Genomic DNA, 18,190 nt, shown 5'->3' with positions numbered 1-18,190 from the left:
ACCCCCATGCCCACCGCCCGCACCCACCCCCACACCCACGCCCCGCTACGCCGCCGCGCCCTCCTCACCGGCGCCCTGGCCCTGACCGGCGCCCTCACGCTCACCGCCTGCGGCTCCTCGGACCCCGCCGACTCCGGGGCGTCCGGCACAACCCGTACGGTCAAGACGGCGATGGGCGACGTGAAGGTCCCGCAGGCCCCCCGGCGGGTGGTCGTCCTCGACACCGCCGAACTGGACTCGGCGATCACGCTCGGCGTACGGCCGGTCGGCGCCACGCACGTCGAGGCGGGGTCCGGGTTCCCGGACTACCTGCCCAAGGACAAGGTCAGCGGCATCAAGGACGTCGGCGAGATGATGAACCCCAACCTGGAGGCCATCGCCGCGCTCAAGCCCGATCTGATCCTCACCTCGAAGATCCGGCACGCGGCCAAGTACGACCAGCTCAAGGCGATCGCGCCGACCGTCATGACGGAGACCACCGGCTACCCCTGGAAGGAGAACTTCCGGCTGCACGCCGAGGCGCTCGGCAAGCGGGCCGAGGCGAAGAAGGTGATCACCCGCTACCGGGCCCACGCCGAACGGGTCACCCAGGCCATCGGCGGCCGCGCGAAGGCGGAACGGACCGAGGTCAACGTCCTGCGCTTCATCGAGGGCGCCGACATCCGCCTCTACGGCGACCAGAGCTACATCGCCACGATCCTCAAGGACGTCGGCCTCGGCCGCGCGCCGATCGCCGCGAAGGCGAAGGACGGCTTCTCCTACGACCTGTCCCCCGAGAAGATCGACCTCGCCGACACCGACGTCATCTTCCGCTCCACGTACGGCGATCCGAAGAAGTCCAAGGAGACGCAGACGACGCGCAGCGGCCTGTGGAAGAACATGAGGGCGGTGAAGACGGGCAACGTCCACACGGTCGAGGACGAGCTGTGGATCCAGGGCATCGGTTACACGGCGGCGGACAAAATCCTGGACGAACTACGACGGGACCTGACGCCCAAGCGCTGACCACGAACCCCCGTACTGCTCACGGTCGTTGCTGCCGCTGGGACCGCCACAGCAGGAAGAGGGCGGAGGCGACGGCGGCGCCCCGCACCACCCACGGCCAGGTGTCGGCGATGGCGTCGCTCATGTGCCCGTCCCGGATCGGGTCGCCCCACCGGCCCTGCGACCGCCCCCACAACCACCCGATCCCGGCCGCCAGGGAGAGTCCCGGCAGCCCGAGGACGGCGAACTTCGCCTCGACGCGGGTGAGCCGGCGGGAGGCGTAGGCGATGAGCCAGCCGACGCCGAGGGCAAGGAAGTTGCCGAGGACGGCGCCTACGGTGAGGAGGGCGGCGGCGAGCAGGAGCAGGGGGTTGCCGAGGGCGGCGCCGTCGCCACGGCGGACGGGCCGCCACAACCGCCGCCGACGCCCGGCCCCGTAGTCCTCCTCTTCATACGCGAGGTCGTCCCCCTCCTCCTCGTCGTCGTCATCCTCCTCGTCGTCGCGGCCGGGGGGCGGCTTGAGTATCTCGGGGATCTCCACGCCGCCGACGAAGCCGGGGACGGTGTCGGCGACGCCGAACGGACTGCTGTCCACCCGCCACCAGTCGGGCTCGGACCCACTGGGCCCCAACTCGTCGGAGCCGGCGAGGTGCGGGGGTGCGGCGCCCTCGAAGTCGGGGCTGTCGTCGGGCTCCGCGGCGACGGAGCGACGCGGCCGAGGAACGATGCGGCGCAGCCGCCCGGTGCCCTTCTCGGCGCCGCTGTCGCCGGGGTCGGCGGGGGGACGACGGTTCCGGTTGCGTTGGAGTGGGACGGCTGGGTGGGGCCGAGCACGGGCCGCGCGGGACGCGGACGGCGCCCGTCCTCGCACACCGCGCACGTCCCGTACGCCATCCGGTACGTCATCCGGTACGTCGCCGGGGGCGCCGCCGGCCGCCTCGACGACCTCTTCCGGGGTGCCGATGCGGGCGAGGATGCGGCGGACGGCGACGGGGCCGTCGCCGACGGAGTCGGACCGGCCGCGTTCGATGCGGTTCCGCAACTCGGCGACGAGTCTCATCCGGTCGCCGGACGGCAACTGCCGCTGCTGGGCCAGGTCTCCGACCCGGCTCAGATAGTCGAAGACCAGCTGATCACTCTCGATCCCCACGAAGTCCCCTCCGGGGCGGCGTCGTTGTGCGGTGCTCGACGTTACCGGTTTCTGGCGGGGGCGCCTATGCGGGTGGGTTCGGCGCCCGGCACTCCTCGCCGAGGACCGGCCGCCTGGGCCTCCCCCCTCTCCCCCCTGCGGGCTGCAAACAGTCCCGCCGCTCCGCGACGGATGTCTCCCACCCACCCACCCGTTCGCCCCGCGCCGCAGGGTTGGAGTAGGGACGGGCGGGTGGGCCCACCCCTGTGGCGAGCACCCCCATCCACTACCCTCCCCCCGTGAAGTCACGGATCGCGACGAACCCCGCACTCAGCGTCGCCACCCTCGCCGCGTCCCTCCTCGCCCTCCTCGCCCTCTGCGCCGCCCAGCACATCCCCATGGCCGACACCCTCGTCTACCGAGCCGAAGGGGCCGCCGTCGCCAGCGGCAGCGATCTGTACGGGTTCACCGTCACCCGGTGGCAACTTCCCGCCACCTACCCCCCGTTCGCCGCCATCCTCTTCGTACCGACCACCTGGCTCCCCCTCCCCGCCCTCAAGACCGCCTTCCTGCTCGGCAACATCGCCCTCCTCGCCCTCCTCGTCCACCTCTCCCGCCGCCTCGCGGACCTCCGCGCCCCTACCGCCACCGCCACCGCCCTCGCCCTCTGGCTCGAACCCGTCTTCCAGACCGTGCTGTTCGGCCAGATCAACCTCGCCCTCGCCTGCCTCGTCCTCTGGGACCTCACCCGTCCCCCCGCCGCCCTCGGCAAAGGCCTCGCCATCGGGATCGCCGCCGGAATCAAGCTGACGCCCGCCGTCTTCATCGCGTACCTCTTCCTCCGGGGCCGCACCCGCGAGGGCGTCACCGCGCTGGCCGGCCTCACCGGCACCGTGCTGCTCGGCGCGCTCGTACTGCCCGCCGCCAGCGTCGAGTTCTTCACCCGCCGCGTCTTCGAGACGGGCCGCGTCGGCAAGGCGTGGATCGTCGACAACCAGTCACTGCAGGGCCTGACCGCCCGCCTGCTGCACGACGCCGAACCGGGCGCCGCCTGGGCCGTCCCCGCGGTCCTCACGGCCGTCCTCGGCCTCTGGCTGGTCCGGCGCGCGCCCACCGAGCCCCGCGCCGTACTCCTCACCGCGTTCACGACGCTGCTGATCTGCCCCATCAGCTGGTCCCACCACTGGGTGTGGTGCGTGCCGCTGCTCGCGGTCCTGGTCGCCGAGGGCAGAACCCGCACCGCGGCAGCCGTGGCCGCGCTCTTCACGGCCCGTACGTTCTGGCTGCTCCCGCACCACGGCGACCTGGACCTGCACCTGCCGTGGTGGCAGCAGCCGCTGGCGGCGCCGTACCCGCTCCTCGCGCTGGCGCTGCTGCCGATGTCGAGCACGTATCCGAGTACGTACCTGAGTACGAAGACAGAGGCCCCGCTCCCCCACCCCCGGGTTGACTCATCTCATGAGCCCCGACACCCGCGCCGAATGGGCCGCCCGTAACGCCGCCTACGCCGCGGCACACCCCGTCCCCCGCCCCGCCCGCAACCTCGCCCTGGGCCTCGCGACCCCCGCCGTCCTGCTGCTCCTCGCCCTCGCCTGGTGGATCGTCGGGCTCGACGCGGAGCTCGGCGACGCGTCGTCGGCGGCCCACCAGGATCTGGTCTGCCGTTGCGTGCTCGGGACCTTCGGCGGCGTCGGCTGTCTGGCGGCGGGCTGGCTCACGCCGCGCGACGCGGACGCGGCGTGGCTGCGGACGGCGTTCGCGTTGACGTCGGTGGTGGCGATGCCGGCCGTGCTGTTCGCCGGCTGATCACCCGTCCTAGGCCGCGCCGTCCCCCGACAGGCCCCAGCCCCCCGGGGGGGCTAGCCGGCCAGCAGCTCGTCCGCGTCGACGATCCGGTACGCGTACCCCTGCTCGGCGAGGAACCGCTGCCGGTGGGCGGCGAAGTCCTGGTCGATGGTGTCGCGGGCGACGACGGAGTAGAAGCGCGCCTCGTGCCCGTCGGCCTTGGGCCGGAGCACCCGGCCGAGCCGCTGCGCCTCCTCCTGGCGCGACCCGAACGTGCCGGAGACCTGGATGGCCACGGTCGCCTCCGGCAGGTCGATGGAGAAGTTGGCGACCTTGGAGACGACGAGGACGGAGAGCTCGCCTTCCCGGAAGGCGTCGAACAGCTTCTCGCGCTGCGCGTTCGTGGTCTCGCCCTTGATGACGGGCGCGCCCAGGTGCTCGCCGAGCTCGTCGAGCTGGTCGATGTACTGCCCGATGACGAGGGTCTGCTCGCCCGCGTGCTTCTTGACCAGCGCCTCGGTGACCTTCCGCTTGGTGGCGGTGGTGGCGCAGAAGCGGTACTTCTCCTCGGCCTCGGCGGTGGCGTACGCGAGCCGCTCGCCGTCGGTGAGGTTGACGCGGACCTCGACGCAGTCGGCGGGCGCGATGTAGCCCTGCGCCTCGATCTCCTTCCACGGGGCGTCGAACCGCTTGGGCCCGATGAGCGAGAAGACGTCGGACTCGCGCCCGTCCTCCCGTACGAGGGTGGCGGTGAGGCCGAGGCGGCGGCGGGCCTGGAGGTCGGCGGTGAACTTGAAGACGGGTGCGGGCAGCAGGTGCACCTCGTCGTAGATGACGAGTCCCCAGTCGCGGGAGTCGAAGAGCTCCAGGTGCGGGTAGATGCCCTTCCGCTTCGTCGTGAGGACCTGGTACGTGGCGATGGTGACGGGCCGGATCTCCTTCCGCGTCCCGCTGTACTCGCCGATCTCGTCCTCCGTGAGGGAGGTCCGCTTCACCAGCTCGTGCTTCCACTGGCGGGCGGAGACGGTGTTGGTGACGAGGATGAGGGTGGTGGCCTTGGCCTGCGCCATGGCGCCCGCGCCGACGAGGGTCTTGCCGGCGCCGCAGGGCAGCACGACGACGCCGCTCCCGCCGTGCCAGAACCCCTCGACGGCCTGCTGCTGGTAGGGCCGCAGCGACCAGTTGCTCTCGTCGAGGTCGATCGCGTGCGCCTCGCCGTCGACGTACCCGGCGAGGTCCTCGGCGGGCCAGCCCAGCTTCAGCAGGGTCTGCTTGACCTGGCCGCGCTCGGAGGGGTGCACGGCGACGGTGTCCGGGTCGAGGCGCGCGCCGACGAGCGGCTGCACCTTCTTCGACCGCAGGATCTCCTCGAGGACCGGCCGGTCGGTGGTGGTGAGGACGAGGCCGTGGGTGGGGTGCTTGGAGAGGGTGAGGCGCCCGTACCGCGCCATGGTCTCGGCGATGTCCACGAGGAGGGCGTGCGGGACGGGGTACCGGGAGAACTCCACGAGGGCGTCCACGACCTGCTCGGCGTCGTGTCCCGCGGCCCGCGCGTTCCACAGGCCGAGGGGGGTGACGCGGTAGGTGTGGATGTGCTCGGGGGCCCGTTCCAGCTCGGCGAAGGGCGCGATGGCACGGCGGCAGGCATCGGCCTGCTCGTGGTCGACCTCGAGCAGGAGGGTCTTGTCCGACTGGACGATGAGGGGACCGTTCACGCGAGCGCCCTTTCATTAAGGCCAAACGTCCAGTGTGCCGCATGGACGCGCCGTGCGGCGGTGACGTCCGCTACAGCGCCGGGGCTTTCCGCGGGACCGGAGCCGCGTCGCGCACGCGGCGAGCCGCGCCACCGGAGCCGGACGTTCGCGGCGCCGGTGACGCGGCACGGAGGGGACGGTCGGGAGCGGGCTACGCCCCGGCCTCCGGGATTTCGGCACGCTCGGTGGCCCCGGCACGCTCCGTGGCCTCGGCACGCTCGGTGGCCTCCGAGGTCTCCACGAACAGCTCGTCTGCCGCGACCGCCGTCAACGAACGGTCGAACCAGAGGCCGAGGGTGTCGAGGTCGGTGCAGGTGGTGATGCGTTCCCGGGTCTCATCCGGCACGGGGACCCCGCGCTTCTCCAGCACGCGCAGCACCAGAGAGGCCCGATCCTCGGACCTCCCCTCGGCCATACCTTCCGCCTTGCCTTCGGCCTTACCTTCGAGGTACGCCGTCTCCCGGACCGTGCCACGGCCGGGGAAGTAGGTGACGAAGCCCATGATTTCCCTCCATTTGTCTCCGGCTGCGGTCCCCCGCAGATTGATGTCCAGGAACTCGTAGAAGTAGTCGGCGACGTCCCCGTCCTGCTCCTCCAGGGAACCGCCGAATGCCTCCAGTATTGCGTTGATGTGCCGGCTCCGGGCGTGTGCCAGCGCCGAGAAGGCCGCCATGGCGGGGTTCTCCGAAGCGGTCCTCCGGTCCGTGATCATCGGCAGGTTGTCCGGGCCGACGACCATGGGGTGGGTGCGCTGGGTGGTCCAGCCCCGGATACCGCACTCGAAGGGCCCCGCAGCCCACTTGGCCGTGGACTGGTCCTGGCAGACCACGAGCAACAGCACGGGCAGGCGGTACTTGGCCTGGAGATAGGCGACGTAGTACGCCCAGCTCAGCTCCTTCTCCGGTTTGCGCGTCCCCTGCGACTCGACGGCCAGCAGGAAATCGTCGCCGTCGGAGGGGCCGACGCGTATCACCGTGTCCACGCGCCGCTCCAGCGGCCTCGTCTCCGTCACATCGGGGGTGAGCGCGTCCAAGGTCGCCTTCTCGGGAAAAGCCATGCCCAGCGCCCGGAAGACAGGGGACAGGATCTCGGGTCTCTCCTGGAAAATGCGGTGCAAGCCCTCGTGGGCGGAACTGACCATGGGCGTCAGCCAAGTGGATCGCCGAGGGAGCCATCGCGGCATTGGGGAGGCGTTCACTCTTTCGAGAGGTGGAGGAACGTTCACGCGGCGTTGCGGTGGTGGGCGGCCCTGTGGACCGCGCCTCCGCACTCGACAACCCCGCCCCCTCCCCCCGACCCGCTACCGTGAACCGGATGAGCACCCAGTCGCAGCCCACCGACAGCGCCGGCGTCAGCGATGGCGACACCGCGGCGGCGCGGGGGGTCGACGCGCCGCGGTCTCTCGCCGAGGCGTTGCGGTCGCGGGCGGACGGTGCGCTCGCCGGGCTGCTGCGGGCGCGGCCCGATCTGCTCAACCCCGTGCCCACGGATCTGACCCAGCTCGCCACCCGCGCCGGGACCCGCGCCTCCGTCGTGCGCGCCCTGGAGCGGCTCGACCGGTTCACCCAGCAGGTCGCCGAGGTGCTGGCCGTGGCGTCCGAACCCACCTCGTACGAGGAAGTGCTGCGGCTGCTCGGCGGCGACGACGGTGACGCCGACGTCGAGGCCGCGCTGCCCCGCGCCCTCGCCACCCTGCACGAGCAGGCCCTGGTGTGGGGTCCGGACGACCGGCTGCGGCTCGTGCGGACCGCCCGCGAGCTGCTCGCCCCGACCCCGCAGCACCCCTCCCCGACCGGCCTCGGGCCCACCGTCGCCGAGGCCACGGCCGGGATGTCGCCGAACCGGGTGCAGGACATCGTCGCCGCGGCGGGGCTGCCCACCACCCACGACCCGGTCTCCGCCGTGCAGGCGCTGACCGCGCTGTTCACCGACCGCACCCGGATGTCGGCGCTGCTCGACGAGGCGCCCGCGGAGTCCGTGGAGGTGCTGTCGCGACTGGTGTGGGGGCCGCCGTACGGGCAGGTCACCGCCGATCCGGCCCGGCACCTGCGCTGGCTCCTCGACCGGGGGCTGCTGCTCCCGACCGCGCCCGGCACCGTCGTACTGCCCCGCGAGGCCGCCCTACACCTGCGCGCGGGCCGCGCCCACCGCGCGCCCGAGCCGACGCCGCCGCCCGTGGCGGGCGCCCGGGAACACCGTCCACAGGTTGTGGACGCGACCGCCGCAGGCCAGGCGTACACCGCGCTCGCCACCGTCGAGGAGCTCCTGAAGGACTGGGACGAGGGCGGCCCCACCGTCCTGCGCGCCGGCGGCCTGAGCGTGCGCGACCTGAAGCGGACCGCCGCGGCGCTCGACACGTCCGAACCGCTCGCCGCGTTCTGGGTCGAACTGGCCTACGCGGCGGGCCTGCTGGCCTCCGACGGCGAGGCCGACGAACGGTACGCCGCGACGCCCGCGTACGACGCGTGGCAGGAGCTGCCCGCGGCCGAGCGCTGGGCGGCGCTCGCCACCGCCTGGCTCGCCGCCACCCGTACGGCGGGGCTGGTCGGCGGCCGTGACGGCAAGGACCGCACGCTCTCCGCGCTCGGCCCGCACCTGGACCGTTCGGCGGCCCCCGAGGTCCGCCGGCGGGTCCTCGCGCTGCTCGCCACGCTGCCCGAGGGCACGGCGCCCGTACCGGAGTCGCTGCTGGCCCGGCTCGGCTGGGAGCGGCCGGCCGCGGGGCGCTCCCAGGGGGGTGGCGGCGCGCAGGGCGGCTCCGGTGCCGCGCCATCTTCCCCCGGCTCCACACGGGGCGGCGCCGCCAACCCCTCCGCCGCAAACCCCTCCGACTCGCCCACCCCTCGCGACCTGCGCTCCCGTATCGCCCAATGGAGCCTGAACGAGGCGGAGTTGCTGGGTGTCACGGGGCGTGGCGCGCTCTCCTCGCACGGGCGGGCGCTGCTGCCCGACGCGCCCGGCACGGGGGCGGGCGGCACCGGGGCCGACAGCGCCGACGGTGCCGAGAGTCTCGCCGAGCGCGGTGTCGCCGCCGCCCGCGCCGCCCGGCTCCTCGCGCCGCTCCTGCCCGAGCCCCTCGACCACGTCCTGCTGCAGGCCGACCTCACCGCCGTGGCCCCCGGCCCGCTGGAACGGCCGCTCGCCGACGCCCTCGCCGTGCTCGCCGACGTCGAGTCGAAGGGCGGCGCCACCGTCTACCGCTTCACGCCCGGTTCCGTGCGCCGCGCGCTCGACGCCGGGCAGTCCGCGTCCGACCTGCACGCCTTCCTGGCGGCCCACTCCCGTACGCCGGTTCCGCAGCCCCTCGCGTATCTGATCGACGACGTGGCGCGCAAACACGGCCACCTGCGGATCGGCGCCGCCTCCGCGTACGTGCGCTGCGACGACGAGGCGCTGCTCAACGAGATCATGGCCGACAAGCGCGCCCAGAGCCTGCGTCTGCGCCGGCTCGCGCCGACCGTGCTCGCCGCCCAGGCGGATCCCGGCGCGCTCCTGGACGGGCTGCGCGCCATGGGGTTCGCGCCCGCCGCGGAGAGCGCGGAGGGCGACGTCCTGATCACCCGCGCGCACGCGCACCGCACGCCGCCCCGTTCGGCCCCCGAGCCGGTGCCCGACGGGCCGCCGCTGCCCGGTGCCACGCTCGTCGACGCGGCGGTACGGGCGATCCGTGCGGGGGACTTGGCGTCCACCGCGCCCCGCAAGGAGGTGCCGGCCGCGGCGGACGGCAGGCTGCCGCGGACCACGGCGGCCGAGACGCTCGCGACGATGCAGGCCGCGGTGCTGACCGGGGAGGCGGTGTGGATCGGGTACGTGAACGCGGAGGGCTCCGCCAGTCAGCGGGTGATCGCTCCGGTGCGGGTGGAAGGGGGCTTCGTCACGGCGTACGACCACACTGCGGATGAGGTCCGCACGTATCCCCTTCATCGGGTTACGGGGGTTGCGGAGCTTGCGGATGAGGGGTGAGGGGGCCCGGGGGGTGCCTTGGCCGTGGGGTTCTGTGCGGGTGCGTCGGGGTTTTTTGCGCAGTTCCCCGCGCCCCTGATGGGGGGCATACCGGCGTTGTCCCGTGCGGGAGCGTTGCGGTTCTTTGCGCAGTTCCCCGCGCCCCTGAGGGGGGCATACCGGCGTTGTCCCGTGCGGGAGCGTTGTGGTTCTTCGCGCAGTTCCCCGCGCCCCTTATGGGGTCGTTGTTCCGTGCGGGTGCGCTGGGGCTGGTCGCGCAGTTCCCCGCGCCCCCAAACCACCCGGCTACCGTCCGCTTCCCGGCTGCCGGCCCGCCGTGGCCGCCCGCGCAGACACCCGCGCCCCCAAACCACCCAGCTACAGCCCACTCCCCGACTGCCGGCCCGCCGTAGCCGCCCGCGCCCCCAAACCACCCAGCTACAGCCCACTCCCCGGCCGCCGACCCGCCGTAGCCGCTCGCGCAGACACCCGCGCCCCCAAACCACCCCCTCCCCCCCCTCACCCGGCACGCCCCCCGCCCGCCCTCAATCGCCGGACGAGCTCGTGCGGAGATCTTGGAGGGGCGCGGGGAACTGCGCGACCAGCCACAACCAACCCGCACCCGCGCAGCGGACCGCACCGCCCCCGCGCAGCAGACCGCACCGGCCCCGCGCAGCGGACCGCACCGCCCACACGAAAACCGTTGGCCCCCGCACCCACGCCCCGCCTAAGATGCCCCCTTCCCGCCTCCCCCCGCGGAGCGCCGTCGACCGGACGGAAACCGGTCGGACACCTCGCCCGAGCAGCACCAGAGCCGAGGCCCGCACACGACACCGCTGAACCGCCGGAGGCACCCCGTGCACGCGCACGCCGAAACCGACCCCGCCGATCCGCTCGCCCGCGAACGAGGTCACCTCGCCGCGTCCCGTTCCGCGCTGCGCGCCATGCGTGCGGACGCCGAGGCCCTCGACATCCGTGACGTCACCGCGAACTGGGTGAACGCCGCCGTTCTGGAGCGGCAGCTCGACGAGCGCGTCAAGTCCCTCGCCGACCTCGCCCACACCCCCCTCTTCTTCGGCCGGCTCGACTACCTGCACGCGCCGGGCGCCGCGCAGGCCGAGGGCGACGAGGGGGAGCAGTTCTACATCGGGCGGCGGCACGTGCACGACGCCGACGGCGACCCGATGGTCATCGACTGGCGCGCGCCGGTCTCGCAGCCGTTCTACCGGGCCTCCAAGAAGGACCCGATGGACATCGCGCTGCGCCGCCGCTTCGGTTACACGGGCGGCGACCTCACCGCGTACGAGGACGAGCACCTCAGCGACCCGGGCGAGGTCGAGCGGACCAGCGCGCTCCTCCAGCGGGAGATCGAGCGGCCGCGCGTGGGTCCGATGCGGGACATCGTCGCCACCATCCAGCCCGAGCAGGACGAGATCGTCCGCAGCGGGCTCGGCGGCAGCGTCTGCGTGCAGGGCGGACCCGGCACCGGCAAGACCGCCGTCGGCCTGCACCGGGTCGCCTATCTGCTCTACGCCCACCGGGACCGGCTCGCCCGCACCGGCACCCTCGTCATCGGCCCGAACGCCTCCTTCCTGCACTACATCGAGCAAGTCCTGCCCGCGCTCGGCGAGTTGGAGGTCAAGCAGGCCACCGTCGACGACCTCGTCGCCCACGTGGAGGTGCGCGGCACGGACGACGCCGGCGCCGCCACCGTCAAGGGCGACGCACGGATGGCCGCGGTGCTGCGCGACGCCGTGCGCTCGCACGTCACCCCGCCCACCGAACCCGTCGTGGTGGTGCGCGGCTCGCGCCGCTGGCGGATCCCCGCGTACGAACTGGAGGAGATCGTCGCGGAGTTGCTCGCCCGCGACATCCGTTACGGCGCCGCCCGCGAGGCCCTGCCGCAGCGCATCGCACACGCCGTGCTCGTCCGCATGGAGCAGGCGGGCGAGGCGCCGGACGACCGGGTGCAGGACGGCGTCGCGCGCAACACGGCCGTGAAGGCGGCGGTGAAGGCGATCTGGCCGCCCGTCGATCCCGCGAAGCTCGTGCTGCGGCTGCTGTCCGACGCCGGTTTCCTCGCCGAGCACGCCGCGGGAATCCTGACCGAGGACGAGCAGAAGGCCGTGCTGTGGGCCAAGCCCGCCCGGAGCGTCAAGTCCGCCAAGTGGTCCGCCGCGGACGCCGTACTCATCGACGAGGCCACCGATCTCGTCTCCCGCACGCACTCCCTCGGGCATGTCGTGCTCGACGAGGCGCAGGACCTGTCGCCGATGCAGTACCGCGCGGTGGGGCGGCGCTGCACGACCGGCTCGGCGACGGTCCTCGGCGACCTCGCGCAGGGCACCACGCCCTGGGCGACGCGGAGTTGGGGCGAGGCGCTGGCGCACCTCGGCAAGGGCGACGCGGTCGTCGAGGAGCTGACGGCCGGTTTCCGCGTGCCGCGGGAGGTCATCGCGTACGCGTCCCGGCTGCTTCCGGACATCGCGCCCGGCCTGACGGCGGTCGACTCGGTGCGGGAGTCGCCGGGTTCGCTCGCGGTGCGGCGGGTGGCGGACGGGGGCGCTCACGGTGACGGGGGCCCGGCGGGGTCCGGCGCCCTCGACGCGGGCTGCCTCGCCGCCTGCGTCGAGTCGCTGGGGCAGGAGGGATCCGTCGGGCTGATCGCCGCGGACGCCCGTATCCCCGCGCTCGCGGGCGCGTTGACGGCGGCGGGCCTCACGTATCTCTCGCCCGGCGAGGAGACGACGCCGGACACCCGGCTGACGCTGGTGCCCGCGTCGCTCGCGAAGGGCCTGGAGTACGACTACGTGGTCCTGGACGAGCCGGCCGCCGTCGTCGACGGCGAGCCCGACGAGCGGACGGGTCTGCGACGGCTCTATGTCGCGCTGACCCGTGCCGTGTCGGGGCTGATCGTGGTGCACCGCGCCGCGCTGCCCGCGCAGCTCGATAGGCCCTAACTGCCGCCCTTTTCGAGGCCGTCCGCCGGGGCGTCGGCGGACGGCAGGTGGGTGACGACGAGCACGATGCCCGCGAGCGTCACGACGCGCGTGGCCGCGTCCAGGCCGTTCCAGGCCTGCGACTGCCACATGGCGAACCATTCGCCGCCGATGCCGATGAACCCGACCCCGAAGAGCACGAGAATCATCAACAGGCCGATGGATCCGGCCCGTTGGGCCCGGCGCAGGCCGTACGCGCGCGGTGTACCCGCGGGGCGGCGCAGCGCCCGGGCCCACAGGACCGTCGCCGCGACGAGCGTCAGCGCGGCGAGGGTCTCCCAGGCGATGATCGCCACGTAGGCGGTGTCCTGCAGTGCGGTGGAATCCACCGCGCGCCATCTGAGGCCGTTGCCCTTGAAGGTGGTGTCCATCGACAGGACATGGCGTACGAACTGCTGGTTGGTGCCGAAGTCGGTGATGTTCCCGAACGCGACGAGCGCTATGTAGAGCGCGACCGTCCCGGTGAGCAGCATCGCGGCGACGGGCTGTGTCCCGGCCGCGAGGATGCGTTCCGCGGGGCGCGGCTGGTGTGCTGGTGTCGGCATGAAATCCCCTCCGTGTCGACCCAGTTCTATCGCGTCACCCGAAAGGGCGATCACCCCGGCGGCGTACGGGGGCATCGGCCGCCACCGGAACCGGCGAACCCCGCCGCCCCACCCCGCATACGCCAACCGCCCAACCCCCGCGTACGCCGCCCCCGCCCCTCACCCGTCGAGCGCCGCCCGCCACTCCGCGACCGCCGCCGGGGAGACCGGGGCGGACCAGCCGTCGGGGCGGGCGGCCCCGCCGATGTGGAACGCGTCGACGCCCGCCGACCTGAGCCGGGGCAGGTGGTCCAGGCGCAGGCCGCCGCCGATCAGGAGCTGCGGCTCGTACCCGGGCTCGCCGCGTCGGGCCGCCTCCGCGAGCAGCGTCGGCAGGCCGTCGTCGACGCCGGCCGCGGAGCCCGCGGTGAGGTAGGTGTCCAGGCCGGGCAGGTCCGCGAGCTGCTTGCGCAGCGCGTCGCGGTCGGCGGCGCGGTCGATGGCGCGGTGGAACGTCCAGCGGCAGCCGTCGAGCGCGCCGACCAGGCTCTCCACGGCGGCCAGGTCGGGTCCGCCCGCCTCGTCGAGGAAGCCGAGCACGAACTCGTCGGCGCCCTCGCCCCGCAACTCCTGGGCCCGGCGCACCAGTGCGTCGACGTCGCCCGCGGCGAATCCGTCGGCCAGCCTGAGCATGACGCGCAGCGAGATGTCGACGGCGGAGCGGATGGCGGCGAAGGTCTCGCGGGACGGGGTGAGGCCGTCCGCGGCCATGTCGGTCACCAGCTCCAGGCGGTCCGCTCCGCCGGCCTGGGCGGCGACGGCGTCCTCGGTGTCGAGGGCGATCACCTCCAGGACTGCACGCTTGCTCATGGATGTCTCTTCCTTCTGGGGTCGCTGCGGCTCGGACTCGGGTGGCTGACCGTGGCGGCCCGGCTCCCGGATGCACCCCTGATGCACCCCCGGAAACCTGGCATAGGTCTAGTCCAATTACCAGCCTACGCGCAGAACGTTCCGGCGCGAGCCGAGCGGCGCCGACCGTCTACGCCAGCGGCTCGAATCCCCGCAGCCGCAGGCTGTTGCCGACCACGAAGACCGACGAGAAGGCCATGGCCGCCCCCGCGATCATCGGGTTGAGCAGGCCGGCCGCCGCCAGCGGCAGCGCGCCCACGTTGTAGGCGAAGGCCCAGAAGAGGTTGGACCTGATCGTGCCGAGGGTGCGGCGGGAGAGCCGGATCGCGTCCGCCGCGGCGCGCAGGTCGCCTCGTACCAGCGTCAGGTCGCCCGCCTCGATCGCCGCGTCCGTGCCCGTGCCCATCGCCAGGCCCAGGTCGGCCCGGGCCAGCGCGGCCGCGTCGTTGACGCCGTCGCCGACCATGGCCACGGTGCGCCCCTCGGCCTGCAGCCGCTTCACCACGTCGACCTTGTCCTGCGGCAGGACCTCGGCGATCACGTCGTCGGGCGCGATGCCGACCTGCGCGGCGACCGACGCGGCGACGGCCTTGTTGTCGCCGGTCAGCAGGATCGGGGTCAGGCCCAGCGCGCGCAGCCGCGCGACGGCTTCGGCGCTGGTGTCCTTGACCGCGTCGGCGATCTCCAGGACCGCCCGCGCCTCGCCGTCCCAGGCGACCGCGACGGCGGTACGTCCGGCTGCCTCCGCCGCGGCCTCGGCGCGCGCCAGCGGCTCCGGCAGGTGGATCTCCCAGTCGGCGAGGAGCCGGGTGCGGCCGACCAGGACCGCGTGTCCCTCGACGACGCCCTGCACGCCGAGGCCCGCGACGTTCGCGAAGTCCTCGGGCACGGGCAGGGCGCCGACCTCGGCGGCCGCCCCGGTGGCGACGGCCCGCGCGACGGGGTGCTCCGAGGAGTGCTCCAGGGCCCCGGCGAGCCGCAGGACGTCGGCGACCGGGGTGCCGGGGGCGGTATGCGTGGCGAGCAGGGTCATCCTGCCGGTGGTGACGGTGCCGGTCTTGTCCAGGACGACGGTGTCGACCCGGCGCGTGGACTCCAGGACCTCCGGGCCCTTGATCAGGATGCCGAGCTGGGCGCCGCGGCCGGTGCCGACCATGAGGGCGGTCGGGGTGGCGAGGCCGAGGGCGCACGGGCAGGCGATGATCAGTACGGCGACCGCGGCGGTGAACGCGGCGGTCAGCCCCGCGCCGTTGCCGAGCCAGAAGCCGAGGGTGGCGAGCGCGAGCCCGATGACGACGGGCACGAACACGGCGGAGATCCGGTCGGCGAGGCGCTGGGCGGCGGCCTTGCCGTTCTGCGCATCCTCCACGAGCCGTGCCATACGGGCGAGTTGGGTGTCGGCGCCCACCCGGGTGGCCTCGACGACGAGCCGTCCGCCGACGTTGAGGGTGGCACCGGTGACCGCGTCGCCGACGGCGACCTCGACGGGCACGGACTCGCCGGTGAGCATGGCCGCGTCCACGGCCGAGGAGCCCTCGACGACCGTCCCGTCGGTGGCGATCTTCTCGCCGGGCCGCACGAGGAACCGGTCACCGACCCCCAATTCGTCGATGGGTACGGTCACTTCGCGCCCGTCACCCCGCAGCACGGTGACGTCCTTGGCGCCGAGCTGGAGCAGCGCCTTCAGGGCGGCGCCCGCCTTCCGCTTGGACCGGGCCTCGAAGTACCGCCCGGCGAGGATGAAGGCGGTGACGCCGGCCGCGGCCTCCAGGTAGATGTTGCCCGCGCCGTCGCTGCGGGCGATGGTCAGCTCGAAGGGGTGCGTCATGCCGGGCGTGCCCGCGGTGCCGAAGAACAGCGCCCAGAGCGACCAGAGGAACGCCGCCGATGTACCGACCGAGATCAGCGTGTCCATGGTGGCCGCGCCGTGCCGGGCGTTGGTGACGGCGGCCTTGTGGAAGGGCCAGGCGGCGTACGTCACGACGGGCGCGGCCAGCGTCAGCGAGAGCCACTGCCAGTAGGTGAACTGCAGCGCGGGGATCATCGCCATCGCGATGACGGGTACGGAGAGCAGGACAGCGGTGGTCAACCGCTGCCGCAGGGGCCGCAGTTCACTCTCGCCCTCACCACCCCGACCCCCCGCGTCCGGGGGACTCTCGCCCGCCCTCTCCTCGGCGCCGGAGGGGGCGGGCTCCTGTGCGGTGTAGCCGGTGGCCTCGACGGTGGCGATCAGGTCCGGCACGGAGACGCCGTCGCCGCGGTAGCTGACCCTCGCCTTCTCGGTGGCGTAGTTGACGCTCGCCTCGACGCCGTCGATGCGGTTGAGCTTCTTCTCGACACGGGCCGCGCAGGAGGCACAGGTCATCCCCCCGATGACGAGCTCGACCCGGTGGGTGGGGGTGGTGTCAGGGATGGGAGCGGGGGCGGACGCGGCCATGGGCTGCTCTCCTGTACGGGCAGGGGTGTGGGTACCCGGGGTGGGTACCCTGTCGGTATTCAGGTATACCCCTAGGGGGTACCCGCCGCAAGGGGTGCCGACCGCTTGACTTAATACCCCCCGGGGGTATATTCGGCACCGTCGGACATCAGGCATCGGACATCAGGAGCCGTCATGAACACCGCACTCAAGATCGCCGCATTCGCCACGGCCGTCGCCGCGACCTTCGGCACGGCGTACGGCGTGGGCCAGAGCATCGCCCCCGTCACGAACGAGCCGCCGGCCGTACGCCACGAAGAACACGACGGCGACCGACGGAAGGGCGAGAACAAGAAGGAGAAGCCCGCAGACCACACACGCCACACCGCGACGGCTCCCGGCGACCTACGGATCCCCGACCGCGGCTACGCGCTGGACCTGAACGACGTCAGCGTCTGAAGCGTGCGGACGACGTGTGCGATGTCGGGGCGCCGCTCTGGGGCATGACGGAGCATCTGTTCGATGAGCAGCTTCAGCGGGCCCTTGACGTTCACTGGGCGGCGGTTGCCCTGGACGATCGCGGCGCGCTGTTCGGGCCGGTCGGCGTGGTCGGGGTAGATGACGGCGCGGCGGCCGGTGGCGGCCATCATCAGGCTCGCACCCAGCGCGTACACGTCGCCGGCCTGAGTAGGCGTGGCCCATCCGTGGTTGAGGATGTGCGCGGAGATCTCCGGTGCTTCGTAGTGGACGAGACAGCCCCGGAAGGGGAAGTCGACATCACCGGGGACGGGCTTGCCGTGGGCCAGGGCGAGATCGATCAAATGGACGGTGTGGTCGTCGAGGATCAGGTGAGCGGGCTGGACGTCACCGTGCGCCCAGCCTTGCGCGTGCAGCTCGGCTAGCGCGCGGGCACAGCGCAGGGCCACCGTCAGCTCAGGCATGCCGCCCTGCTCGCGTACCTCTCTCCAAGCGTGCTGGAGGTCGGGGCCCTCGTGCCAGGGCTGCATGTTCCACGTGCCCCGCTCCCACTCGCCCGACGGTACGGGGCGTCCGAGCTGGTCGAGGACCGCGGCTTCCCGGGCGGGGGCGAGCGCGGTCCACGGCTGGGCGGGCCAGTGCTCGGTCTCGGCGATGGGATGGCCGAGCTTCAACGCGTACCGGCGCGCACCGACGTGGACGTCCCAGATCATCGAGCCACGCCGGTCCAGCACCAGCGACACGTCACCGATGCCTAGTTGGGCGGCCAACGTGGGCGGAAGTTCGGGCACAAGTGCTCCCGGCATCAGGCTTGACCGTAGGGGCGGCCGCAGTCGGAATCGCACTGCGCGAGATTCTCGCCGTTGACCGTCCACAGCTCGTCGCAGACGCGGAATCCTGCCGTCTTCATCGCGCGCGCCGATCCGGCCACGATCTCCGGGTCACGGCCGCCGCCTCCCGGCGCCGGGTTGTGGTGCAGGAAGCGCCCCGCGTACTCCTGACAGATCCCGGCATACGCCCGGGTGTGCAGGATCAGGGCGTGCAGCCCCAGGTCGACTTCGCCGGATGGCATCATCGGCACTCTCGCGGTGGCGGCGGTGACGACGAACGCCACGGCCTGGTCAGCGATCAGCTCCGCGCGCCGGCGCTCGATGTGCTCCTGGACGACGAGGAACTGGGCGAGGCTGTCGAACAGCTCTTCCCCGGCCGTCGCGCGGCCGGTCTTCAGCTCGTGCTCGGTGATGGTCATCGACTCTCCTTGGGTGTTGACG

14 protein-coding genes are annotated in these 18,190 nt (G+C 73.1%); 6 read left to right on the top strand and 8 right to left on the bottom strand.

Annotated features, from left to right (window positions below):
• Nucleotides 1-6: 6 nt before the first annotated feature.
• Nucleotides 7-1,005: an iron-siderophore ABC transporter substrate-binding protein gene (locus ACFYO9_RS38560; protein WP_358779113.1), complete on the top strand. Its 999-nt coding sequence runs from the start codon at nucleotides 7-9 to the stop codon at nucleotides 1,003-1,005.
• A gap of 19 nt (nucleotides 1,006-1,024) precedes the next feature.
• Here the strand turns inward: ACFYO9_RS38560 and ACFYO9_RS38555 are convergent, their stop codons facing one another.
• The gene (locus ACFYO9_RS38555) at nucleotides 1,025-2,134 is read right to left on the bottom strand and encodes a hypothetical protein (protein WP_358779112.1); all 1,110 of its coding nucleotides are present in this window, start codon (nucleotides 2,132-2,134) and stop codon (nucleotides 1,025-1,027) included.
• 377 nt (nucleotides 2,135-2,511) lie between these two features.
• Between ACFYO9_RS38555 and ACFYO9_RS38550 the strand changes: the two genes are divergently transcribed.
• Nucleotides 2,512-3,609 (top strand): glycosyltransferase 87 family protein, encoded by a 1,098-nt coding sequence (locus tag ACFYO9_RS38550; RefSeq protein ID WP_358779125.1) that lies wholly within the window; start codon nucleotides 2,512-2,514, stop codon nucleotides 3,607-3,609.
• Nucleotides 3,572-3,919, top strand: a complete 348-nt coding sequence (locus ACFYO9_RS38545; RefSeq protein ID WP_358779111.1) for a hypothetical protein — start codon at nucleotides 3,572-3,574, stop codon at nucleotides 3,917-3,919. Before ACFYO9_RS38550 ends, ACFYO9_RS38545 begins: the two co-directional genes overlap by 38 nt.
• A 53-nt stretch (nucleotides 3,920-3,972) precedes the next feature.
• On the opposite strand, the gene ACFYO9_RS38540 is transcribed toward ACFYO9_RS38545, so the two are convergent.
• Together ACFYO9_RS38540 and ACFYO9_RS38535 are read right to left on the bottom strand one after the other, a co-directional pair.
• A complete protein-coding gene (locus ACFYO9_RS38540) occupies nucleotides 3,973-5,613 on the bottom strand; it encodes a DNA repair helicase XPB (protein ID WP_358779110.1) in 1,641 nt (546 codons plus the stop codon).
• A 190-nt stretch (nucleotides 5,614-5,803) separates the two neighbouring features.
• A complete protein-coding gene (locus tag ACFYO9_RS38535) occupies nucleotides 5,804-6,793 on the bottom strand; it encodes a hypothetical protein (protein WP_358779109.1) in 990 nt (329 codons plus the stop codon).
• A gap of 164 nt (nucleotides 6,794-6,957) precedes the next feature.
• Between ACFYO9_RS38535 and ACFYO9_RS38530 the strand changes: the two genes are divergently transcribed.
• Together ACFYO9_RS38530 and ACFYO9_RS38525 are read left to right on the top strand one after the other, a co-directional pair.
• Entirely contained in the window at nucleotides 6,958-9,615 is a 2,658-nt protein-coding gene (locus tag ACFYO9_RS38530; RefSeq protein ID WP_388667328.1) for a helicase-associated domain-containing protein, read from the top strand.
• Nucleotides 9,616-10,451: 836 nt separating this feature from the next.
• Nucleotides 10,452-12,554: an ATP-binding domain-containing protein gene (locus ACFYO9_RS38525; RefSeq protein ID WP_358779107.1), complete on the top strand. Its 2,103-nt coding sequence runs from the start codon at nucleotides 10,452-10,454 to the stop codon at nucleotides 12,552-12,554.
• Here ACFYO9_RS38525 and ACFYO9_RS38520 read toward each other — a convergent pair.
• The 3 genes from ACFYO9_RS38520 to ACFYO9_RS38510 form a co-directional block, all read right to left on the bottom strand.
• A complete protein-coding gene (locus tag ACFYO9_RS38520) occupies nucleotides 12,551-13,138 on the bottom strand; it encodes a DUF2165 domain-containing protein (RefSeq protein WP_355807969.1) in 588 nt (195 codons plus the stop codon). The two genes, ACFYO9_RS38525 and ACFYO9_RS38520, sit on opposite strands and share 4 nt — an antisense overlap.
• A 159-nt stretch (nucleotides 13,139-13,297) precedes the next feature.
• Nucleotides 13,298-13,987 (bottom strand): copper homeostasis protein CutC, encoded by a 690-nt coding sequence (locus ACFYO9_RS38515; RefSeq protein ID WP_358779106.1) that lies wholly within the window; start codon nucleotides 13,985-13,987, stop codon nucleotides 13,298-13,300.
• Between the two features lie 169 nt (nucleotides 13,988-14,156).
• The gene (locus tag ACFYO9_RS38510; protein WP_358779105.1) at nucleotides 14,157-16,463 is read right to left on the bottom strand and encodes a heavy metal translocating P-type ATPase; all 2,307 of its coding nucleotides are present in this window, start codon (nucleotides 16,461-16,463) and stop codon (nucleotides 14,157-14,159) included.
• A gap of 174 nt (nucleotides 16,464-16,637) precedes the next feature.
• Here ACFYO9_RS38510 and ACFYO9_RS38505 point away from each other — a divergent pair, with 174 nt between their 5' ends.
• On the top strand, nucleotides 16,638-16,901 hold the full coding sequence (locus tag ACFYO9_RS38505) for a hypothetical protein (RefSeq protein ID WP_358779104.1): 264 nt from the start codon (nucleotides 16,638-16,640) through the stop codon (nucleotides 16,899-16,901).
• On the opposite strand, the gene ACFYO9_RS38500 is transcribed toward ACFYO9_RS38505, so the two are convergent.
• Both ACFYO9_RS38500 and ACFYO9_RS38495 read right to left on the bottom strand, forming a co-directional pair.
• The gene (locus ACFYO9_RS38500) at nucleotides 16,868-17,725 is read right to left on the bottom strand and encodes a protein kinase (protein ID WP_358779103.1); all 858 of its coding nucleotides are present in this window, start codon (nucleotides 17,723-17,725) and stop codon (nucleotides 16,868-16,870) included. The genes ACFYO9_RS38505 and ACFYO9_RS38500 overlap by 34 nt on opposite strands.
• Entirely contained in the window at nucleotides 17,725-18,168 is a 444-nt protein-coding gene (locus tag ACFYO9_RS38495; RefSeq protein ID WP_358779124.1) for a hypothetical protein, read from the bottom strand. Before ACFYO9_RS38495 ends, ACFYO9_RS38500 begins: the two co-directional genes overlap by 1 nt.
• Nucleotides 18,169-18,190: the final 22 nt, after the last annotated feature.

The organism is Streptomyces sp. NPDC005863 (assembly GCF_042871345.1).
Lineage (GTDB): Bacteria > Actinomycetota > Actinomycetes > Streptomycetales > Streptomycetaceae > Streptomyces.
This window is presented reverse-complemented; position numbering and strand designations above follow the sequence as displayed.

Bases quoted from the DNA above. Each gene is read 5' to 3' on its own strand.
- ACFYO9_RS38560 (WP_358779113.1), top strand. From the start codon at position 7: ATGCCCACCGCCCGCACCCACCCCCACACCCACGCCCCGCTACGCCGC.
- ACFYO9_RS38550 (WP_358779125.1), top strand. From the start codon at position 2,512: ATGGCCGACACCCTCGTCTACCGAGCCGAAGGGGCCGCCGTCGCCAGC.
- ACFYO9_RS38545 (WP_358779111.1), top strand. From the start codon at position 3,572: ATGAGCCCCGACACCCGCGCCGAATGGGCCGCCCGTAACGCCGCCTAC.
- ACFYO9_RS38535 (WP_358779109.1), bottom strand. From the start codon at position 6,793: ATGGTCAGTTCCGCCCACGAGGGCTTGCACCGCATTTTCCAGGAGAGA.
- ACFYO9_RS38520 (WP_355807969.1), bottom strand. From the start codon at position 13,138: ATGCCGACACCAGCACACCAGCCGCGCCCCGCGGAACGCATCCTCGCG.
- ACFYO9_RS38515 (WP_358779106.1), bottom strand. From the start codon at position 13,987: ATGAGCAAGCGTGCAGTCCTGGAGGTGATCGCCCTCGACACCGAGGAC.
- ACFYO9_RS38510 (WP_358779105.1), bottom strand. From the start codon at position 16,463: ATGGCCGCGTCCGCCCCCGCTCCCATCCCTGACACCACCCCCACCCAC.
- ACFYO9_RS38505 (WP_358779104.1), top strand. From the start codon at position 16,638: ATGAACACCGCACTCAAGATCGCCGCATTCGCCACGGCCGTCGCCGCG.
- ACFYO9_RS38500 (WP_358779103.1), bottom strand. From the start codon at position 17,725: ATGCCGGGAGCACTTGTGCCCGAACTTCCGCCCACGTTGGCCGCCCAA.
- ACFYO9_RS38495 (WP_358779124.1), bottom strand. From the start codon at position 18,168: ATGACCATCACCGAGCACGAGCTGAAGACCGGCCGCGCGACGGCCGGG.